A 17,862-nucleotide genomic window follows, 5' to 3' on the forward strand; every position below is an offset into this window, starting at 1 on the left:
CGCGTTATGCCGAACGGACCTATTTCGATTCAGACAGTTACCGGCGCGGAGATCGCGGAGCGCGATTGGTCGACGACCCCGTTGGGGCCGATCGCGACATGGCCGGTATCGCTGCGCACGACGCTGGCCACGATGCTGGCCTGTCCCACCCCGATGTTCCTGGCGTGGGGTCCGGAACTGCGCTGTTTCTACAACGACGCCTATCGCCCGATTCTGGGCCACCGGGTCGAACATGCGCTGGGCGAGCGGTTCGACGTGGTGTGGGCGCACATCTGGGACGAACTGCTGCCGCTGGTCGAACGGACGCTGGCGGGCGGCAACGTCGTCGCGACCGACATGCAGCTCGACCTGCGCCGCGGCGGCGTGCCCGAGGAAAGCTGGTGGAGCTTTTCCTACTCCCCCGCCTTCGACGATGACGGCAAGGTGGCGGGGCTGCTCAACGTCACCGGAGAGACGACGGCGCGCGTCGTGGCGGAGCGCGAACGCGCGGCATCGGACGAACGGTTGCAACAGGCGCTCTCGGCCGGCAGGAATATCGGATCATGGGACTGGGACGTCGTCGCCGACACCGTCCGCGCCGATAACCGGTTCGCGCTGCTGTACGGCGTCGACCCGAACGTGGCGAGCGAAGGCGCGCCGATCGACGTGTTCTTTCGGGGGGTCCATCCCGACGACCTGCGCGATGCGCAACGGTCGATCGAACGGGCGATGGACCCGAACGGGGACGGCACGTTCATCGCCGAATACCGGTTGCTGGGCGCGGACGGCACCTGTCGCTGGGTATCGGCGCAGGGGCGTTGCGTGTTCGACGACCGTGGACGCCCGGTGCGCTTTCCCGGCGTCAGCTACGATATCGACGACCGCAAGCAGGCCGAGCTGGCGGCGCTGGCGGCAAAGGCGGAACGCGACTTCGTCCTCGCGCTCAGCGCACGGCAGCGCGCGGCCACCGATGCCGAGGCAATCCTGCGCTTCACCGCCCGTGCGGTCGGCGAACGGTTGGGCATCAATCGGACCTGCTTCGCGCGCGTGACGGGCCTGCGGATGCGCTATGTTCCAGGCTGGAACGACGGCACGCTGTCGGTGCTGACCGGCGAGGAGTCGCTGGAACGGTTCGGGCGGATCGGCGCGGGGCGGCTGCGCAGCGGATATGCCGTCGTCGCACCCGATATCCGTGCCGGATCGACGTTCGACGATGCCGCCACCGCCAGCCACGGTGCGCTGTCGGGGATCGTCGTGCCGTTGCTACGCGACGGTCGGCTCGAAGCGGTGCTGATCCTCGATCACGGCGAACGCCGGCAATGGACGCCCGGCGAAGTTGCGCTGGTCAACGAGATCGCGGAGATCACGTGGGTCGCGGTGCAGCGCGCCGACGCTCTGGCCCAGCTGGAGGCGACCGTCGGGCGACAGGGTGCACAGCTTGAGCGCGTTGCCACCGAACTGCACGACGTGGCGTCGGCACGCGCTGCGGCGGAAACGCAGGTGCGCCAGTTGCAGAAGATGGAGGCGGTCGGCCAGCTGACCGGCGGCATCGCGCATGATTTCAACAATATGCTGGCGGTCGTGATCGGCGGTCTCGACATGATCGATCGCCGGCTGGCGCGCGGCGAGATCGACGTGGCGCGGTATCTGGAGGCCGCTCGCGAAGGTGCCTCGCGTGCCGCGTCGCTGACGCAGCGTCTTCTCGCCTTCTCGCGGCAGTCGCCGCTGTCGCCCGAACCGGTCGAAGGCAATCGTCTGATCGCCGACCTGACCGACCTGCTGGCCCGCACGCTGGGCGAAGGCATCGCGGTCGAAACGGTGCTGGGTGCGGGACTGTGGCGCGCGGAGGCGGATCGCGGTCAATTGGAGAATGCGATCGTCAACCTAGCGGTCAACGCACGCGACGCGATGCCCGATGGCGGGCGGCTGACGATCGAAACCGGTAACGCGCATGTCGGCGACGATTATGCGCGCGAGGCGGATATGGCGGCGGGGCAATATGTCCTGATCGCCGTCACCGATACCGGCACCGGCATGACCCCGGACGTGCTGGCCAAGGCGTTCGATCCGTTCTTCACCACCAAGCCGGTCGGCAAGGGCACCGGGCTGGGCCTCAGTCAGGTGTTCGGCTTTGTCCGTCAGTCGCGCGGGCATGTCCGTATCTATTCGGAACCCGACGTGGGGACGACGGTGCGACTGTATCTGCCGCGCTTCTACGGCGAAGCGCCGACGCCGCGCCAGCGTGCGGCCCTGCCGCCCGTCCGTGGCGGCGAACCGCACGAAATCATTCTCGTGGTCGAGGACGAGGCCCGGGTGCGCAACTTCTCGGTCGAGGTGCTGCGCGATCTTGGCTACACCGTGGTCCACGCCGACAGCGGGCCTTCCGCACTGGAGATGCTCGACGCGGGACAGGCCGTGACGCTGTTGTTCACCGACGTGGTGATGCCCGGCATGACGGGCCGCGAACTCGCGGATCGCGCCGCGACGATGCTGCCCCATCTGAAGATCCTGTACACGACCGGCTATACCCGCAACGCCGTGGTCCATAACGGCGTACTCGATCCGGGGACCAGGCTGTTGTCGAAACCGTTCGGCGTCGACGACCTTGCCCGCAAGGTTCGCGACGTGCTGGATCACTGACGGCTCACGTAGCGCGGGGTGACGGCGATTGCGGGACGTCGCGTCGCGTGCGCTTGTCAGAGTACCGCTTTCGTTTCGCGGTGCGACCCCCTATGTCCCGCGCATGAGCCGTCCGCGTCCCCCATTGTTCGACAAGAAAAAGATCGTCGCCGAAAACCGGCGCGCCCGGTTCGATTACGAGGTCGATACCGTGTTCGAAGCCGGGATCGCGCTGACCGGCAGCGAAGTGAAATCGCTGCGCGGGGGCGAGGGGTCGATCGTCGAGAGCTATGCCGAAGTGAAGGACTGGCAGGTCTGGCTGGTCAATTCTAACATCCCCGAATTCAGCCACGCCAATCGTTTCAATCACGAACCGAAGCGTCCCCGCAAGCTGCTGCTGCACGAACGTGAGATCAACAAGATGCATGGTGCGGTCGCGCGCGATGGCATGACGCTGATCGCGCTGTCGGTCTATTTCAACAGCAAGGGGCGGGCGAAGGTCGAACTGGCACTGGCGAAGGGCCGCAAGAACCACGACAAGCGCGAGCATATCAAAGAGCGCGAGTGGAAGCGTGAGGCGGGACGGATTCTGCGCGACCGTGGCTGAACCCGCTGGCAACGACCGGCGGCTGGGTGCCCGCGCGCTGCGCTGGGTGCAAGCCAACCTGCCGACGCGCGAATCGATGGAGGCGAACCGCTTCCTTCGCCCCATCGCCCACCGCGTGCTGGCGCCCGAATTGTGGCGCTTCACCCGCCGGTCGGTGCCGCGCGGCGTCGCGCTCGGCATGTTCACCGGCATTCTGATTCCGCTTGGACAGATCCCGGCGTCGGCCGTTCTCGCGCTGCCGCTGCGGGCCAATGTGCCTGCCGCCGCGCTAACGACGTTCTTCACCAACCCGATCACGACCCCGCTGCTGTTCATCCTGTATTATCAGGTCGGTAGCTGGATGCTGCGGCTGGACACGTCGGTGCCCGGCCGGCCGTTGGGTGATGCCGTAGCGGCGCAGCCGGACTGGTTGCACTGGCTGATCGCGGATGTCGGACCGGCGACCGCCGTCGGCATGGTCGCCTGCGCGGTCATTGGCGCCGTGCTCGGCTATGCGCTGTCGGCACTGGGTTGGCGGCTGTGGATCGCGGCGAAGTGGAAACGGCGGCACGGTAGAGATTGACTATCGATATGCCATCGGTGCAGCATCGTCGTATCTCCTGATACGAAGAGGCTTTCCGATGCGGCGTAGTTTCGTCCTTACCACCCTGATGGCCTGCACCGCGCTGGCCGCGTGCTCCGTGGCGGAGCGCCCGGCGTTCAACGGCACGCCGCTTGCCGCCGCTACGCCGGAACTGCCGCCCGCGCCTGCACCCAAGCCGGAAATCGGCACGTTCGGCTTCGACGCCGCCGGCATGGATCGTTCGGTCCAGCCGGGCGACAATTTTTATAAATACGCCAACGGCACGTGGGAACGCATCACGCCGATCCCGGCCGACAAGTCCAGCTTCGGCATGTTCACCACGCTCGACGACCTGTCGAAGACCCGGACCCGCGAACTGCTCGACGCGGCGAAGGCCGATCCGGCTTCGAAGATCGGCGTCGCCTATGCGAGCTTCCTCGACGATGCGGCGATCGAGGCGAAGGGGCTGGCCCCGATCCAGCCATGGCTGACCGAGATCAAGGGCCTGTCGTCGAAGGCCGGCTATGCCGCGCTTGCGGCAAAGGCGTCGCAGGCGGGCGTGGGCACGCCGTTCGGTGCCTATGTCGGTCCCGACGACAAGCAGCCCGACGTGTACGCGCTGCAGACGTCGCAGTCGGGCCTCGGCCTGCCCGACCGTGACTATTACCTGTCGACCGACGCGAAGATGGTGGAACAGCGCAAGGCGTATGAAGCGCATCTGGCAAAGCTGCTGACGCTGGCCGGCGAGCCGGATGCCGCCGCCCGCGCCCGTGCCGTGATGGCGTTCGAAACGCAGATCGCCCGGGCGCACTGGACGCGTATCCAGAGCCGCGACGCGAACAAGACCTATAACAAGATGACGGTCGCCGATCTGGCGCGCCGCGCTCCGGGCTTCGACTTCGCGAGCTATTTCCGTGGGATCGGCGCGGACACCACGACCGTGATCGTCGCACAGCCGACCGCGTTCACCGGGATGGCGAAGGTGATCGGTGCCGCCCGGCTGCCGGTGCTCAAGGACCAGTTGCTGCTCCGCTCGCTCGACGGCTTCGCCAGCGTGCTGCCCAAGGCGTTCGATGCAGAGAGTTTCGCGTTCTACGGCACGGTCCTGTCGGGCACGCCGCAGCAGGAGGAACGCTGGAAGCGCGGCGTCACCTTCACGTCGGACGCATTGGCCGACGACGTCAGTCAGGCCTATGTCGCCAAATATTTCCCGCCCGCGACCAAGGCTGCGGCCGACGAACTGGTCCGCAACGTGACCGAGGCAATGGGCCGCCGCATCGATCAACTCGACTGGATGGCCCCCGAAACCAAGGCGAAGGCGCGGGCCAAGCTGGCCGCTTTCACGCCCAAGATCGGCTATCCCGACCGGTGGCGCGATATGACCAACCTGACGATCACGCCGGGGGACGCATTCGGCAACATGCTGCGCGCGAACCAGTGGCAGCAGCGTGACAACGTGCAGCATCTGGGCAAGCCGATCCAGAAATGGGAATGGTTCATGACCCCCATGACCGTGAACGCCTATGCGAACCCGGTGATGAACGAGATCGTGTTTCCCGCCGCGATCCTGCAACCGCCGTTCTTCGACCCGGCGGCCGATCCGGCGGTCAATTACGGCGCGATCGGCGCAGTGATCGGGCACGAGATCAGCCATCATTTCGACGATCAGGGGCGCAAGTACGACGTCAACGGCAGCCTGACCGACTGGTGGACGCCGGAAGACGTGAAGCGTTTCGACGAACGGACCGCAGCACTGGTCAAACAGTACGACGCCTACGAACCGCTGCCCGGCGTGCATGTGAAGGGCGAACTGACGCTGGGCGAGAACATCGCCGATCTGGCCGGGCTGACCGTGGCGTACGACGCCTACACCCACGCCTATCCCGGACCGCAGCCGGAGATCGAAGGGTTCACCGCCGAACAGCGTTTCTATCTCGGCTGGGCACAGGTGTGGCGTCGCACCTATCGCGAGGCGAACCTGCGCCAGCGGCTGGTGACCGACTCCCACTCGCCGTCCGAACAACGGGCGTGGGTCGTCCGTAATCTTGACCCGTGGTACGCCGGCTACAAGCCGGGCGAGACGCAGCGGCTGTATCTTGCCCCTGCGCAGCGCGTCCGTATCTGGTGACGGCCACCCCCTGCCTCGCCGAGGGTGGGGCAGGGGGGCGGCACGGGCGGTATACGCGCCGCCCGTCGTGACGCCGGGTCCTGCGTCGCGATCCGCGAGACGCGCCGCAACCGGCCGCATGCCGCTCCGCATGGCCCTCTTGCCGTGACGCCCGCGCCTGCTGCGACGGATCGCGCAGGCGCGGCTTGACGCGGGGGTGCGAACCACCGCAACAGCCGGGAATGGCGTCGCTTCCTTCCCGGTCTCCGTCCTCGTCGATCCCTGCGGCCATTGCCGGTGCCACCGGGCTGGCGGCGGGCGGGATCATGTTATGGACGCTCGATAACCTGTTGATCGCGGGTGCTTTCGTGGCGACGGCGTTGGTTCTTGCCGGCGCGATGCTGGCATGGCGTCGGATCGGTCCTTCGCGCGACAGCGGCGAAGCGACGATCGACTGGTCGGTCGCGCAGGCGCTTGCCGCCGCCAGTCCGCTCGCCTTGGCCGTGACCGACCGCGCGGGTCGGCTGATCTGCGCCAACGATCGCTATGCGCAGTTGTTCGGCGGCTACCATACCCCGCCCGGCGTCGTTGCCGAAGGCGTCGATACCGCCACGCTTTCCGGCGCGGCGCGGGCGGCGTGGCGCGACGGTACGGCGACGGCGGCGCTGCGTCAGGGCGACGCGCCGCTGGCCGCCACCCTGACCCGTGCCGGTGACGCCATGATGGTCTGGCGGTTCGAGGGCGGACAGGCGGCGGCGCAGGCGGCGGACATGCGGGCGATGATCGCGGGCGATCCGGGCGAACGGCTGGGATCGGTCGGCATCATGATCGCGCTGCTCGGTCCCGACGGCCGTATCCGCGCCGCCAATCGCGTTCTGCGCGCCCGTGCGATGGGCAGCGAGGATGCCGGGATCGAGGGGCGGGACTTCGCGCGCTTCCTCGTCACCGACAACCGTGGTCTCGTCCGTTTCGAGCGTGAGGGGATGGGCGGCGATCCGCTGCGGATACTCCAGATTCCGTTCGCCGACGATCCCGCCGGGCCGATGCTGGTCGCGATGCTGGACGAGGAGGAAGCGCCCGCCGGCCTGTTGCCGATGGCATCCCCCGGCGCATCGGGACAGGCGCGCGCACTGATCTCGCTGCTGCCGGTCGGCATGGCGCTGGTCGATCGCGACGGGCGTTTCCTGCACATGAACGAAGCCTTCGTCCGCGCGACCGGGGTCAACGCCGTCGCACCGCCACTTTATCCCGGCGACCTCGTCGTGCGCGAGGACAAGGCGGCGCTGGCCGACGCCGTCCGGCGTTTTGCGGGTGGTGCGCAGCACAGCGCCGACATGGCCGTCCGCCTAGCCGATCGTCCCGACGAACCGATCGCGCTGTCGATCGGCGGCGCGCGTGGGCTGGGCGATGCCGCCGTCCTGCTGTCGCTGCGCGATACGGGGGAAGAGGGCAAGCTCAAGCGGCAGGTGGCGCAGGCGACGAAGATGCAGGCGGTCGGCCAGTTGGCTGGCGGCGTCGCGCATGATTTCAACAACATCCTGACCGCGATCATCGGCCATTGCGATCTGATGCTGATGCGCCATTCGCCCGGCGACAGCGATTATGACGACATTCAGCAGATTCGTGCGAATTCCAACCGCGCCGCCGCACTGACGCGCCAGTTGCTCGCCTTTTCCCGGCAACAGACGCTGCGGCCGCAGGTATTGCAGCTGCCCGACGTGATTTCGGAAGTTTCGAACCTGTTGAAGCGCTTGCTGGGTGAAACGGTGCAACTGGTCGTCAATCATGGCCGCGGGCTTGGATCGGTTCGCGCCGATCCGGGGCAGCTCGAACAGGTAATCGTCAACCTTGCGGTCAATGCCCGCGACGCGATGGTGTCGCGCTCACCCAATGGCGGCGGCACGCTGACGATCGAGACGCTGTCGACCAGCGCGCAACAGGTGCGGGCGATGCACGACGATGTGCTGCCGGTCGGCGACTATGTCACGCTCAGGGTGTGCGATACCGGCACCGGCATTCCGGCCGATATCCTGCCCAAGATTTTCGAGCCGTTCTTCACGACGAAGGAAGTGGGGAAGGGCACCGGTCTGGGCCTGTCGACGGTCTATGGCATCATCAAGCAGTCCGGCGGCTACATCTTCGCCGAATCGCGTGCCGGCCGTGGATCGGTGTTCACCATCCATCTGCCGGTGCACGCCGATGCGCCCAAGGCCGATGTCGCGCTGCCCCGGGCAAAGCCCGAACCGACCGAGCCGGCATGGGGGTCGGGCACGATCCTGCTGGTCGAGGACGAGGACATGGTCCGTGCCATCGCCGAACGCGCGCTGACGCGGCAGGGCTACACCGTGCTCACCGCCGAACATGGTGAAGCCGCACTCGAACTACTTGCCGATCGCCCGCATATCGATCTGCTCATCTCCGACGTCGTCATGCCGACGATGGACGGACCGACTATGGTCCGGCACGTCCGTGACGCCTATCCGACGTTGCCGATCCTGTTCATGTCCGGTTATGCCGAGGAACAATTGCGCCGTTCGATTGATCTCGATCAAGTATCGTTTCTGCCCAAGCCGTTTTCCGTGCTACAACTGGCGACCGCAGCACGTGATGCACTGGCACAGTCGTAGCCGGTCGGCGAAAATGGTTGCGGCGTTCCCGCTTTGACCGCTAAGGGCGATATCGTATGACTTCGCCAGCGCGCATTCTCGTCGTTGAGGACGAGCCCCTGATCGCCATGATGCTTGAGGATTTCCTCGACATTCTTGGCAAGTCCGTTGCCGGGTCGGCGGACAGCGTCGCGACCGCCCTGGCCGCTATCGATGCGGGCGGGATCGATGCGGCGATTCTCGACGTCCATCTGCGCGGCGGTGAAAAGAGCTGGCCCGTCGCGGATCGCCTGACGCAGGCGGGCATACCCTTCGTGCTTGCGACCGGTGGGTCGGGCGACATGATAGAATCGACCCATCGCGACCGTCCGGTCCTGTCCAAACCGTTCACGATGGACGGCGTGGAAAAGGCGCTCGACGCGCTGGGCTGAGGTCTGCCATCAATCTTGATGTTCCGCTCTTGTTCCACGGGAACAAATGGCATACATGCCGTTCGACAGACGCGCGTTGAACCCTCGACGCGGTTGCTCTACGCGGGAGGCTGAACATGGCGGCAAACCTCAAGGTAATCGATAGCAAGATGGCGGCATCCAACGACAAGGCTGCGGGCGAACGGCAAAAGGCGCTCGACGCGGCACTGGCACAGATCGATCGGGCGTTCGGCAAGGGTTCGGCGATGAAGCTGGGCCAGAAGCAATCGATGGAGGTCGAGGTCATTTCGACCGGATCGCTTGGACTGGACATCGCGCTGGGCGTCGGCGGCTTGCCGCGCGGGCGCGTGATCGAGGTCTATGGTCCTGAATCTTCGGGCAAGACCACGCTGGCACTGCATGTGCTGGCAGAAGCGCAGAAGGGTGGCGGCACGGTCGCCTTCGTCGACGCCGAACATGCGCTCGACCCGGTCTATGCGAAGAAGCTGGGCGTCAATATCGACGAACTGATCGTGTCGCAGCCCGATACCGGCGAACAGGCGCTGGAAATCGTCGATACGCTGGTCCGGTCGAACGCGATCGACGTTCTGGTGGTCGATTCGGTCGCGGCATTGGTGCCGCGTGCCGAGATCGAGGGCGAGATGGGCGACAGCCATGTCGGGCTTCAGGCGCGACTCATGTCGCAGTCGCTGCGCAAGCTGACCGGATCGATCAGCCGTTCGCGCTGCATGGTGATCTTCATCAACCAGCTGCGGATGAAGATCGGCGTGATGTACGGCAACCCCGAAACCACGACCGGCGGCAATGCGCTGAAATTCTACGCCTCGGTCCGTCTCGACATCCGTCGCATCGGCGCGATCAAGGACCGGGACGAAGTGATCGGCAACTCGACCCGCGTGAAGGTGGTCAAGAACAAGGTCGCACCGCCGTTCAAGCAGGTCGAATTCGACATCATGTACGGACAGGGCATCTCGAAGATCGGTGAAATGATCGATCTGGGGGTCAAGGCCGGGCTGGTCGAGAAATCGGGCGCATGGTTCAGCTATGACAGCGTGCGGATCGGGCAGGGGCGTGAGAACGCCAAGACCTTCCTGAACGAGCATCCCGAACTGCGCGACAAGCTTGAGGCCGCGATCCGATCGCGCACCGAAAAGGTCGCGGAAGAGATGATGGTCGGTCCCGACGCCGAGGACGATCTGTAGGATCGTCCGGTTTGGTCGGGGCGAACGTTCAGGGTCCGTCGGCATCGTGCCGTCGGACCCTTCGCCGTTATACGGCGTTGCGGATGCATCGGGTTACCCGGAACGGTGCGGTCCGCACAGGTCGGCGAGTGTGACTTTCGTGACCTTTGGCCTGTTCCATGCCGCCAATCGATCGCAGGGGTTCGCATGATCGTCGTCCATCACCTTGAAAACTCACGATCCCAGCGCGTGCTTTGGCTGCTGGAAGAACTGGGGCTGCCCTACGCCGTCAAGCGGTACGAACGGGACAAGACGACGATGCTGGCACCGCCCGAGCTTCGACGCATCCACCCGCTGGGCAAATCGCCCGTGATCGAGGACCCCTCGGCAGGAACGGGCAATGGATCGCTGGTCGTCGCCGAGACCGGCGCGATCGTCGAATATCTGGTGGACAAGGGCGACGGCCGGCTGGGCGTGCCGGGCCACCGGCGGATGGCGCTGCATTACCGGCATTTCCTGCACTATGCCGAAGGCTCGCTGATGCCGCCGCTGCTGGTGAAACTGGTGCTGGGACGCGTGCCGCTGCTGGGCAAGGCGGCCCAGAAAAAGGTCCAGCCGATGATCGACGTGCATCTCGATTATGTCGAGGCGCATCTGGCGAGCAATGACTGGTTCGCAGGCGACGCGATCACCGCCGCCGACGTCATGATGAGCTTTCCGCTGGAAGTGGCGCGCAGCCGGGCCGGTCTGGACGCATCGCGACCCTATACCATCGCGTGGCTCGACCGTATCCATGCTCGCCCCGCCTATCGTGCGGCGCTCGCGGCGGGTGGCAGCTATGCCTATGCATAACAACGATCTTTTTATGCAACCGTGACGATGGCGGCCGCGTTCGACGACGTATGACTACTTGGCCTGCCACAATGTGGATCGTCCGGCATGGCGAGAGCGCCGGCAACGTCGCGCGCGACGCGGCGCACGCCAGCGGTGCCGATCGCATCGAACTTTCGGCCCGCGACGTCGATATCCCCTTGTCACCGCTGGGTAAGGAACAGGCGTCGGCCCTGGGCAACTGGTTTGCGGCACAGCGACCAAGCGAGCGACCCGAACTGATCCTGTCGTCGCCCTATGTCCGCGCGCAAGACACCGCCCGGACGATCGCGGCGGCGCTCGGCGATCTGCCGCTGCGGATCGACGAACGGCTGCGCGAGAAGGAATTCGGCATCCTCGACGGCCTGACGACGCAGGGTGTCGCCGCATTGCAGCCGGATCAGGCAGAATTTCGCAGGCTGCTCGGCAAATTCTATCATCGCCCGCCCGGTGGCGAGAGCTGGTGCGACGTGGTGTTCCGCCTCCGCTCGATCCTCGACACGATCGCACTCCACCATGGCGGCCGTCGCGTCCTTATCGTCGCGCATCAGGTGGTGGTGCTGTGTCTGCGCTACGTGATCGAGGAATTGAGCGAGGCGGAGATACTCGCGATCGATCGCGAGGGCGACGTCGCGAACTGCTCGGTCACGGAATACCGTACCGATCCCGGGGGTCAGCCGCGCCTTGTCGGCTACAACGTCACCGCGCCGCTGGCTGGAGAAGCGGCGGTGACCACCGAAACTGCCGAACCAAAGGGAGTGCGCGGATGACCGATCCGATCGCGATCGACAGCGCATGGCTGGCTGCGAACCCGTTGCCGGTACATGGCGATGGCACCACGAAAGACAGCCGAGGCCGCGTGCTGATCGTCGGCGGATCGCGTTCGGTCCCGGGGGCAGTACGCCTTACCGCCGAAGCGGCGTTGCGCGCCGGGGCCGGAAAGGTCCGTGTCGCGACGATCGCGGAAGCATCCACGCTGTTGGGACTGCTAGTCCCGGAAGCAGGGATCGTCCCGCTGCCCGCCGGTCCCGATGGCGACATCGCCGGCGATGCGGCGGACGAACTGGCGCAGATTGCGGAAGGCGTCGATGCCGTGGTGATCGGTCCGGGGATCGTCGACGAAGACGTTGCCGCACGTCTGATCGACGCGATCGGTCGACGCATGTCGTCGGACGGCATGCTGTTGATCGATGCGGCGGCGATCGCCGCACTGGCGCGACTCGATACCGCTTCGATCCGTGCTCGATTGATCGTGACGCCGCATCATGGCGAAATGGCCGCGTTGACCGGCCAGTCGCTCGAAACGATCGTCGCCGATCCGATCGGGATCGCCACGCGTACTGCGGAAGAGCGACACGCAGTGGTCGCGCTGAAGGGTAGCACGACGATCGTCGCCGCGCCGGGACAGGCCGCGCTCCGTTTCGGTGGCGGTGGGATCGGCATGGCGACCGGCGGATCGGGCGACGTACTGGCGGGTGCCATCGCGGCGCTGAGCGCCCGGGGCACCGATGCAGCGGTCGCGGCGGGGTGGGGCGTATGGCTCCACGGTCAGGCGGGCCGCCGCGCCGCGACGACGCACGGCCCGATCGGCTTTCTGGCGCGCGAGTTGTCGGCCGAGCTTCCCCGGTTGCTGCCGCAATAGCGATCGGTATCGATCGCGGCCTAACTCCCTGCGAATACATCCAGACCCGATATCAGGCAGTTGGATGAATCGATCCGCTGTTCCATATTTGTCCCATGGCGCCCGGAAGCGCGACGGGCTACGTCGATGGCATGGCAGATTCCGCGCACGATCCACATGCTCCCGACCCATCCGTCCGGCGTGAGGGCGCATCCGGTACTGCTGCCGAAGCGCCGTCCGACCCGGTCGACGCGATGGTCGATGCCGCGACGGAAGAACTGCGGCGCGACCGGTTGCTGGCATCGCTGACGCTGATCGCGGGGGCGGGGCTGGTGCTGGCGCTGCCGTTCGCGTTGCAGGCGGGTGCGCGGTTCTTCCTGCCGCTCACCGCCGCCGTCGTCATCGCGATCGCGCTGGTGCCGTTGCTGGAGTGGCAGGAGCGGCATCGCGTGCCCGCGCCGCTGGCAGCGTTCTTCTGCGTGATGCTGTTCCTGATCGTCGCCAATGGTGCGCTGGCGTCGATCGTGGTGCCGGCATGGGGGTGGGCGCAGATCCTGCCCGACCGGATCGATCGGGTGCAGCAGAATATCGCCCCGCTGATCGACTTTTACGCCAGTCTCGAAAAATTCGTGAACGGCCTGATCGCGGGCGTCGCCACCGCGCCGACGCGACAGACGACCAGCAGCGTGGCGCCGCCGACGTCGCTGCTCGACCTGTTCACCACCTCCGCACCGTCCGCGCTGCTCGAGATGTTCTTCGCGATCCTTGTCATCTATTTCTTCCTTGCCGGCTGGACCAACCTGCGGCGCGCGGCGATCACCGGCCGCACCAGCTTCGGCGGAGCGATGGCGACCGCGCGGGTGATCCAGAACGTCGTCGACGATACGTCGGCCTATCTGGGCACGATCACGCTGATCAACCTGATGCTGGGCATCATCGTCGCCATCGCCTTGTGGTTCATCGGCATGCCGACGCCGCTGATGTGGGGCGGACTGGTCGCGCTGCTCAACTATGTTCCGTATCTGGGGCCGATCTTCGCGGCGCTGTTGCTGGCGCTGGGCGGGCTGATGACCTTTACCGACGTGTGGTGGGCGCTGTTGCCTGCCGCGATCATGGTCGGGGCGCATCTCGTTGAAGCGAACGTCATCACGCCGCTGGTCGTCGGTCACCGGTTGACGATCAACCCCCTGATGATCCTGATTACGCTCAGCTTCTGGGGATGGGTGTGGGGCACGCCGGGCGCATTGCTGGCCGTGCCGCTGCTCATCATCATCCAGACCGTGTTGAAAGGTGCTGGCAAGCCCGACATCGCCGGGTTCCTGTTCGAGCACGGAACGCTCATCCAGGATATGCCTGCGCCGCAACGAAATGCTCCGCCGCCCAACAGCGGCGTTGACAGCCCCGGAACGGCTCCGTAAAGCCCGCCTCCTCGCTAGAGAGCGGGTGTAGCTCAGTTGGTTAGAGCGCCGGCCTGTCACGCCGGAGGTCGCGGGTTCGAGCCCCGTCACTCGCGCCACGACGCATCATATGGATGCGTCGCTCGCGAACAATCCCATCGCTGTCACGTTTTCCCGCTGCCGGATAATTGTCACGACAGGATCGTTGACAGCCCCGAATCCGTCACCTAAAGCCCGCCTCCTCGCTTGAGAGAGCGGGTGTAGCTCAGTTGGTTAGAGCGCCGGCCTGTCACGCCGGAGGTCGCGGGTTCGAGCCCCGTCACTCGCGCCACTCATGGCATGCGCCGCCAGCGGCCCGTCTCCATCCAGCGCAGCATCGGCCGCATCGGTAGCACCCATAGCCACGCGATCCCGGCGATCAGATAGAATGCGAGTTGCGCCAGCCAGTGCCAGCCGCCGACCGTGCCCGACAGCGTCGCCACCAGCACCGCCCATGCGGACAGCATCGCCAGGATGGCCAGCACGCCCGCCGGCTTGCGCCACGATGGTTCGTTCATTCGATACACTCCCTCACGACCCGACGACGCCGCGTTCGGTGACGATGGCGTGGAGCGGCATGTCCCACGGATCGGGGGCAAGCGCATCCACCTGTTGCACCGACCATGCGACACCGATGCGCATCGCGTGCGGCCACTGCGCGAACGCCCGGTCGTAGTGCCCCGCACCCTGACCCAGCCGGTTCAGCGCGGCGTCGAACCCCAGCAGCGGGGTAACGATGATATCCGGGACCAGATGCGGTGCGTCGGTTGCCGGCTGTCGCAATCCGAACGGTCCGTCGACCAGCTTGCCCTCAGCCGCAGCGAAATGGATCGACGTCGCGCGATCGATGACGACGGGCAGGGCCAGCGTGGCGCCCGCCGCGCGGACCGCCCGATCGAACCGGGTAGGGTCGGCTTCGCTGCCGATCGGATGATAGCTGGCGACGATCACGCCGGGCGTCAAAGCGTCGAGGAACGATGCGGGCGGCAGGACCGGCGAAGGGCGACCGGCGACGAACGCGTCGCGTATGGCGCGCAGCCGCGCGCGAAGGATGCGCTTGTCGCTCATGCGACGCTCCTAAATGGGTGGCGGGACCACCATGGGCCGTTTGCCATAGTATCCACCGACGCACAGTACGTCAGGTGGGGATCATGTACGTCAGACCAGGATCTGCGCAGGGACAATCCCCATGGATGAAGGAATAGCCTCAGGGATAAGTTAGGCTCGCACCGGGCAGACCCGCCAATTCCTATCTAGGCGTCCGCGGGCGGTTCCTCAAGGGCCGAAGCGACCGCTTCGAGCCGTTCGGCGATCCGTTCGAGCATCGCGGGGTCGATGCCGGCGGCGGGATGCGCCTCATGCTCGACCAGCCGATCGGCCAGCATCAACGCGATGTACAGCAACGTCCGCTCCGCCGTGCCGCCGGATGCGCGTTGCGCTGCTGCGGCATGGCGTTCGAGCATCGCGCCGAGACCGCGCAGCGTCGCTTCCTCGCCGTCCTTGCACGCAACGACGTGTGGCCTGCCGGCGATGGTCAGCGTTACCTGTGCCATCAATCCGTCCCGTCCTGGTGCAAGATCACGGCGTCCAGCGCCGTGATCGCTTCGCCCATTCGCGTGCGGAGCACATCGTGACGGTGAACGAGCGCATGCGTTTCGAACGCATTGGCCTGCGCTGCGCGTTCGATCCGGGCAAGCGCGCGGTCGATCCGTTCGATGGCGGCAAGACGATCATCGGTCATCGGACGAATCTATGCGTGATGTACATGTTAAACAAGTGGGTGCCGTTGGGTTGACGCGGCGGCTGGACAGTTCCAAAGGCTCGCCAACCTTGGCGCCCAATCAGGAGTGCGCGTGACCGTATCCCAGCTCGAACTCGCCAACGCTATCCGCGTATTGTCGATGGATGCGGTGGAGGCCGCCAATTCCGGGCATCCCGGCATGCCGATGGGCATGGCCGATGTCGCCACCGTGCTTTGGTCGCGGTTTTTGAAATTCGACCCCGCCGATCCTCACTGGCCCGATCGCGACCGCTTCGTGCTGTCGGCCGGGCATGGGTCGATGCTGATCTACTCGCTGCTGCACCTGACCGGCTTTGCGCGACCGACGATCGACGACATCGCCAGTTTTCGTCAGCCGGGCAGCCCGTGCGCCGGACACCCGGAGAATTTCGAACTTCCCGGGATCGAATGCACCACCGGCCCGCTGGGGCAGGGCGTTGCAATGGCCGTTGGCATGGCCACTGCCGAACGGCATCTCAACAGCGTGTTCGGCGACGCGCTGGTCGACCACCGTACGTGGGTGGTCGCGGGCGACGGGTGCCTGATGGAAGGCATCAACCATGAAGCGATCGGACTTGCCGGGCATCTGAAGCTCGGCCGCCTGAACGTGCTGTGGGACGACAACCGCATCACGATCGACGGATCGACCGATCTGTCGACCAGCGAGGACGTGAGCGCGCGTTTCGCCGCGACCGGGTGGCATGTCGTTGCGTGCGATGGCCACGACTTCGCCGACATCGAACGTGCGCTCGCCGAAGCGGCGGCCGATCCTCGCCCCTCGCTGGTGCGGTGCCGCACCGTGATCGGCAAGGGCGCTCCGAACAAGGGCGGCAGCCACAAGGTCCACGGATCGCCGTTGGGCGCCGACGAAATCCTCGCGACGCGCACGGCGTTGTTGTGGGAGCACGAGCCGTTCCATCTGCCCGAACCGATCACGACTGCATGGCGGCAGATCGGCACGCAGGCGGCGGCATCGCATGCGGCATGGAACGAGCAGCTCGCGAATCATTCCGATCGGGCGGAATTCGAACGGCGCATGGCGAACCGCCTGCCCGAAGGCTGGTCGCTGAAGGGTCATATCGACGGCCTTCTCGCCGAACCGAAGAAAGTCGCGACGCGCGTGGCATCGTCGCTGGCGCTGGAAGCGATCAATGCGGTGTTGCCGGAAACGATCGGCGGCTCGGCCGACCTGACCCCGTCGAACAATACCCAGACCAAGGCGCTGACCCCGCTGACCGCCGCCGATTATTCGGGACGCTACGTGCATTACGGGATCCGCGAATTCGGTATGTCGGCGGCGATGAACGGCATGGCGCTGCATGGCGGCGTCCTGCCCTATGGCGGCACCTTCCTCGTCTTTGCCGATTACGCCCGGCCTGCAATCCGTCTGTCGGCGTTGCAGAATGCCGGTGTCGTCTATGTCATGACGCATGATTCGATCGGGTTGGGCGAGGACGGTCCGACGCATCAGCCGATCGAGCATGTCATGAGCCTGCGCCTGATCCCCGGTCTCGACGTGTATCGCCCGTGCGACACGATCGAAACGGCCGAATGCTGGGAACTGGCGGTTCAGCGTCGCGATGGCCCTTCGCTGTTGGCGCTGTCGCGTCAGAACCTGCCGCAGGTCCGCACCGACGCCACAGAAAACCGGTCGGCGCGCGGCGCGTACCGGCTGAAAGCAGCGGACGGCGCACGCCGGGTGATCCTGATCGCCAGCGGGTCGGAGGTCGAGATCGCGCTGAACGTCGCGATGAAGCTGGAAGCCGCCGGCATCGGTGCCGACGTCGTATCGATGCCGTGCTGGTCGCGCTTCGACGCACAGGACGCGGCGTACCGCGAGGACGTGCTACCGCATGCCCGCCCGGACGAGATCCTGCGCGTGTCGATCGAGGCGGGGACGACGATCGGCTGGGAACGATACACGATGGTCGATGGTCTGCGTTTCGGCATCGACCGGTTCGGGGCGTCCGCTCCGGCCGACAAGCTGTATGAGTATTTCGGGCTAACCGCCGACGCCATCACGCAAAAGGTGCAGGCGCGGCTCGCAAACTGAATGGAGACGC

General features: G+C 66.0%; 16 protein-coding genes and 2 tRNA genes. 14 read left to right on the forward strand and 4 right to left on the reverse strand.

The window, feature by feature from the left end; all coding sequences use genetic code 11:
• The first annotated feature begins 6 nt into the window (after positions 1–6).
• The 13 genes from IFT55_RS11100 to IFT55_RS11160 all read left to right on the forward strand — a co-directional run bounded on the left by IFT55_RS11100 (position 7) and on the right by IFT55_RS11160 (position 14,311).
• On the forward strand, positions 7–2,619 hold the full coding sequence (locus tag IFT55_RS11100; protein WP_192091966.1) for an ATP-binding protein: 2,613 nt from the start codon (positions 7–9) through the stop codon (positions 2,617–2,619).
• Positions 2,620–2,722: 103 nt separating this feature from the next.
• Complete coding sequence (gene smpB, locus IFT55_RS11105; RefSeq protein WP_192091970.1) at positions 2,723–3,205, forward strand: SsrA-binding protein SmpB; 483 nt, start codon at positions 2,723–2,725, stop codon at positions 3,203–3,205.
• A gap of 76 nt (positions 3,206–3,281) precedes the next feature.
• Positions 3,282–3,767 (forward strand): DUF2062 domain-containing protein, encoded by a 486-nt coding sequence (locus IFT55_RS11110; RefSeq protein ID WP_192092115.1) that lies wholly within the window; start codon positions 3,282–3,284, stop codon positions 3,765–3,767.
• Between the two features lie 58 nt (positions 3,768–3,825).
• A complete protein-coding gene (locus IFT55_RS11115) occupies positions 3,826–5,895 on the forward strand; it encodes a M13 family metallopeptidase (RefSeq protein WP_192091972.1) in 2,070 nt (689 codons plus the stop codon).
• A 221-nt stretch (positions 5,896–6,116) separates the two neighbouring features.
• The gene (locus IFT55_RS11120; protein WP_192091974.1) at positions 6,117–8,501 is read left to right on the forward strand and encodes a hybrid sensor histidine kinase/response regulator; all 2,385 of its coding nucleotides are present in this window, start codon (positions 6,117–6,119) and stop codon (positions 8,499–8,501) included.
• A 56-nt stretch (positions 8,502–8,557) separates the two neighbouring features.
• Positions 8,558–8,911, forward strand: coding sequence for a response regulator (locus IFT55_RS11125; RefSeq protein WP_192091976.1), 354 nt, complete (start codon positions 8,558–8,560; stop codon positions 8,909–8,911).
• Between the two features lie 116 nt (positions 8,912–9,027).
• Positions 9,028–10,113 (forward strand): recombinase RecA, encoded by a 1,086-nt coding sequence (gene recA, locus IFT55_RS11130; RefSeq protein ID WP_192091978.1) that lies wholly within the window; start codon positions 9,028–9,030, stop codon positions 10,111–10,113.
• A gap of 186 nt (positions 10,114–10,299) precedes the next feature.
• Positions 10,300–10,944, forward strand: coding sequence for a glutathione S-transferase family protein (locus IFT55_RS11135; protein WP_192091980.1), 645 nt, complete (start codon positions 10,300–10,302; stop codon positions 10,942–10,944).
• Between the two features lie 50 nt (positions 10,945–10,994).
• A complete protein-coding gene (locus IFT55_RS11140; RefSeq protein ID WP_192091982.1) occupies positions 10,995–11,732 on the forward strand; it encodes a histidine phosphatase family protein in 738 nt (245 codons plus the stop codon).
• On the forward strand, positions 11,729–12,604 hold the full coding sequence (locus IFT55_RS11145) for an NAD(P)H-hydrate dehydratase (RefSeq protein ID WP_192091984.1): 876 nt from the start codon (positions 11,729–11,731) through the stop codon (positions 12,602–12,604). Before IFT55_RS11140 ends, IFT55_RS11145 begins: the two co-directional genes overlap by 4 nt.
• A 233-nt stretch (positions 12,605–12,837) precedes the next feature.
• Positions 12,838–14,001 carry an AI-2E family transporter gene (locus IFT55_RS11150; RefSeq protein WP_192092116.1) on the forward strand — a complete coding sequence of 388 codons (1,164 nt, stop codon included), beginning with the start codon at positions 12,838–12,840 and terminating at the stop codon, positions 13,999–14,001.
• Positions 14,002–14,022: 21 nt separating this feature from the next.
• A tRNA-Asp gene (locus IFT55_RS11155) sits at positions 14,023–14,099 on the forward strand.
• A 135-nt stretch (positions 14,100–14,234) separates the two neighbouring features.
• Positions 14,235–14,311, forward strand: a tRNA-Asp gene (locus tag IFT55_RS11160).
• A 1-nt stretch (position 14,312) separates the two neighbouring features.
• Here the strand turns inward: IFT55_RS11160 and IFT55_RS11165 are convergent.
• The 4 genes from IFT55_RS11165 to IFT55_RS11180 all read right to left on the reverse strand — a co-directional run bounded on the left by IFT55_RS11165 (position 14,313) and on the right by IFT55_RS11180 (position 15,760).
• The gene (locus tag IFT55_RS11165) at positions 14,313–14,537 is read right to left on the reverse strand and encodes a DUF2842 domain-containing protein (RefSeq protein ID WP_192091986.1); all 225 of its coding nucleotides are present in this window, start codon (positions 14,535–14,537) and stop codon (positions 14,313–14,315) included.
• 13 nt (positions 14,538–14,550) lie between these two features.
• The gene (locus IFT55_RS11170) at positions 14,551–15,087 is read right to left on the reverse strand and encodes a 5-formyltetrahydrofolate cyclo-ligase (protein ID WP_192091988.1); all 537 of its coding nucleotides are present in this window, start codon (positions 15,085–15,087) and stop codon (positions 14,551–14,553) included.
• Between the two features lie 185 nt (positions 15,088–15,272).
• Positions 15,273–15,572 carry a cell division protein ZapA gene (locus IFT55_RS11175; protein ID WP_192091990.1) on the reverse strand — a complete coding sequence of 100 codons (300 nt, stop codon included), beginning with the start codon at positions 15,570–15,572 and terminating at the stop codon, positions 15,273–15,275.
• The gene (locus tag IFT55_RS11180; RefSeq protein ID WP_192091991.1) at positions 15,572–15,760 is read right to left on the reverse strand and encodes a hypothetical protein; all 189 of its coding nucleotides are present in this window, start codon (positions 15,758–15,760) and stop codon (positions 15,572–15,574) included. Before IFT55_RS11180 ends, IFT55_RS11175 begins: the two co-directional genes overlap by 1 nt.
• A 112-nt stretch (positions 15,761–15,872) precedes the next feature.
• Between IFT55_RS11180 and tkt the strand changes: the two genes are divergently transcribed.
• Positions 15,873–17,852: a transketolase gene (gene tkt / locus IFT55_RS11185; protein ID WP_192091993.1), complete on the forward strand. Its 1,980-nt coding sequence runs from the start codon at positions 15,873–15,875 to the stop codon at positions 17,850–17,852.
• The last annotated feature ends 10 nt before the right edge of the window (positions 17,853–17,862 follow it).

It is taken from the genome of Sphingomonas sp. CFBP 13720 (assembly GCF_014842075.1).
In the GTDB taxonomy this organism is placed as follows: domain Bacteria; phylum Pseudomonadota; class Alphaproteobacteria; order Sphingomonadales; family Sphingomonadaceae; genus Sphingomonas.

Coding starts and splice junctions, on each gene's coding strand:
- IFT55_RS11100 (WP_192091966.1), top strand. CDS start 7: ATGCCGAACGGACCTATTTCGATTCAGACAGTTACCGGCGCGGAGATC.
- smpB (WP_192091970.1), top strand. CDS start 2,723: ATGAGCCGTCCGCGTCCCCCATTGTTCGACAAGAAAAAGATCGTCGCC.
- IFT55_RS11110 (WP_192092115.1), top strand. CDS start 3,282: ATGGAGGCGAACCGCTTCCTTCGCCCCATCGCCCACCGCGTGCTGGCG.
- IFT55_RS11115 (WP_192091972.1), top strand. CDS start 3,826: ATGCGGCGTAGTTTCGTCCTTACCACCCTGATGGCCTGCACCGCGCTG.
- IFT55_RS11120 (WP_192091974.1), top strand. CDS start 6,117: ATGGCGTCGCTTCCTTCCCGGTCTCCGTCCTCGTCGATCCCTGCGGCC.
- IFT55_RS11125 (WP_192091976.1), top strand. CDS start 8,558: ATGACTTCGCCAGCGCGCATTCTCGTCGTTGAGGACGAGCCCCTGATC.
- recA (WP_192091978.1), top strand. CDS start 9,028: ATGGCGGCAAACCTCAAGGTAATCGATAGCAAGATGGCGGCATCCAAC.
- IFT55_RS11135 (WP_192091980.1), top strand. CDS start 10,300: ATGATCGTCGTCCATCACCTTGAAAACTCACGATCCCAGCGCGTGCTT.
- IFT55_RS11140 (WP_192091982.1), top strand. CDS start 10,995: ATGACTACTTGGCCTGCCACAATGTGGATCGTCCGGCATGGCGAGAGC.
- IFT55_RS11145 (WP_192091984.1), top strand. CDS start 11,729: ATGACCGATCCGATCGCGATCGACAGCGCATGGCTGGCTGCGAACCCG.
- IFT55_RS11150 (WP_192092116.1), top strand. CDS start 12,838: ATGGTCGATGCCGCGACGGAAGAACTGCGGCGCGACCGGTTGCTGGCA.
- IFT55_RS11165 (WP_192091986.1), bottom strand. CDS start 14,537: ATGAACGAACCATCGTGGCGCAAGCCGGCGGGCGTGCTGGCCATCCTG.
- IFT55_RS11170 (WP_192091988.1), bottom strand. CDS start 15,087: ATGAGCGACAAGCGCATCCTTCGCGCGCGGCTGCGCGCCATACGCGAC.
- IFT55_RS11175 (WP_192091990.1), bottom strand. CDS start 15,572: ATGGCACAGGTAACGCTGACCATCGCCGGCAGGCCACACGTCGTTGCG.
- IFT55_RS11180 (WP_192091991.1), bottom strand. CDS start 15,760: ATGACCGATGATCGTCTTGCCGCCATCGAACGGATCGACCGCGCGCTT.